This window comes from Streptomyces torulosus (genome assembly GCF_001419765.1).
GTDB classification, from domain to species: Bacteria; Actinomycetota; Actinomycetes; order Streptomycetales; family Streptomycetaceae; genus Streptomyces; species Streptomyces torulosus.
In genome coordinates this window covers 1-1891 of sequence record NZ_LIRK01000278.1, presented here as the reverse complement: position 1 = coordinate 1891, position 1891 = coordinate 1, and the positions used below count along the sequence as shown (strand labels likewise).

Genomic DNA, 1891 nt, shown 5'->3' with positions numbered 1-1891 from the left:
CCCACCGGAACGGACGGCCCGACGGGCCCCGGGGTCACCTGGCCTTCCGGCTGTCGGCCGCCGCGAACAGGGCGAGCCCCAGCACGATCAGGGCGATGCTCACGTAGAGCTCGTAGCCGTCCAGGACGGCCCACCGCTGGGTCACCCCCCACCGCAGCTTGCCGGTGAGCTCGTAGACCAGCCCGCCCGAGCCCTGCAGCAGGGCGAGGAACCCGAGGAACTCCAGGAACTGCTTCATGACAGGGATCCTCGCGCCGCGGACCCCTCCCGCCCATCGGCCACGGGGCCCTGCCCGATCGACCGCGGTACCGATCCGTACGGCGCCCGGCCGCCGAAAGTCGACGAGGTCGCGACTTTGGTCGCGATCCCCGGCGGAAGGCGCCGACGGGGGCCGACTCTGCGTAGATTTGTCGACCGTGAGTGGTGACCAACCGGTGCCCGAACCACCGGCCTTTCCCGGGCGGCGCTGGCTGTTGCCGTCGGCTCTCCTCGACCCCGCCCAGGACCCCGGCACCGGGCGGCCGGAGCGGCGACCCCGGCGCACCGCGCGCGACTGGGTCGTCGACTTCATGTGCTTCCTGTTCGCGGTGGGCATCGGCCTCCTCGGCGTGGACACGGTGAGCAAGGAGGTCGCCCTCCCCGACGCCTACGCCGTCCTCGACCAGGTGCTCGGCGCGCTCGCCTGCGCCGCGGTCTGGCTGCGCAGACGCTGGCCGACCGGGCTCGCCGTCGCCATGGTCCCGGTCTGCTTCGTGTCGGCGACCGCGGGCGGCGCCGGCCTCGTCGCCCTCTTCACCCTCACCGTCCACCGGCCCTTCCGGTACGTGGCCTGGGTGGCCGGCACCGCGCTGCTGCTGAACCCGGTCTTCTACTGGCTGCGCCCCGACCCGGACCTCTCCTACCTGGGTGCGGTCTTCCTCTCCGTCGTGCTCACCGGCGCCATCGTCGGCTGGGGCATGTTCGTACGCTCCAAGAGACAGCTCATGCTGAGCTTCCGGGACCGCGCCCGGCGGGCCGAGACGGAGGCCGCCCTGCGGGCCGAACAGGCGCAGCGCCTGGCCCGCGAGGCCATCGCCCGCGAGATGCACGACGTCCTCGCCCACCGGCTGACCCTGCTCAGCGTGCACGCGGGAGCCCTGGAGTTCCGGCCCGACGCGCCCCGCGCGGAGATCGTCCGCGCGGCGGGCGTCATCCGGGAGAGCGCCCACGAGGCCCTCCAGGACCTGCGGGAGATCATCGGCGTGCTGCGCGCGGGCGACTCCGACGACGCCGGACGCCCCCAGCCGACACTCGCCGCGCTGGACGCGCTCGTCGCCGAGTCCCGCGTGGCCGGCATGAAGGTCGTCCTCGACAACCACGTCACCGACCCCGCCGCCGTCCCCGCCTCCGTGGGCCGCACCGCGTACCGCATCGCCCAGGAGTGCCTCACCAACTCCCGCAAGCACGCGCCCGGCGCCGAGGTCACCGTCACGGTCGCGGGCGCCCCGGCCGACGGACTCACCGTCCGCGTACGCAATCCCGCGCCGCCGGGGGAGGTCCCGCCCGTCCCCGGCTCCGGACAGGGGCTGATCGGCCTGACCGAGCGGGCCACCCTCGCCGGTGGCCGCCTGGAGCACGGCCCCGAGGCGGACGGCGGCTTCGAGGTGCGGGCCTGGCTGCCCTGGGTCTGAGAACGGGGTGTGCGCGCCGCCAGGGAGTCGACCATGATGGCCAGTCGACGCGTTCGGCACCGGGCACCTCGGAGGGGACAGCAGCGTGAGTTTCGGGGGACACGATCCGTATCAGCCGCTCCGACCACCGAACGGAGGACCGTACTCCCCGCCGCCGTACCCCGGCCCGTATGTGCCGCCGCAGCCCGGCCCGTCGCCCTACGGGCCGGGCTGCGGCGGCA

2 protein-coding genes are annotated in these 1891 nt (G+C 74.4%); one reads left to right on the top strand and one right to left on the bottom strand.

The window, feature by feature from the left end; genetic code table 11:
• Positions 1-34 precede the first annotated feature (34 nt).
• Positions 35-238 carry a hypothetical protein gene (locus tag AOK23_RS20145; RefSeq protein WP_055714094.1) on the bottom strand — a complete coding sequence of 68 codons (204 nt, stop codon included), beginning with the start codon at positions 236-238 and terminating at the stop codon, positions 35-37.
• Between the two features lie 178 nt (positions 239-416).
• Between AOK23_RS20145 and AOK23_RS20140 the strand changes: the two genes are divergently transcribed.
• Complete coding sequence (locus tag AOK23_RS20140) at positions 417-1670, top strand: sensor histidine kinase (RefSeq protein ID WP_055714095.1); 1254 nt, start codon at positions 417-419, stop codon at positions 1668-1670.
• The last annotated feature ends 221 nt before the right edge of the window (positions 1671-1891 follow it).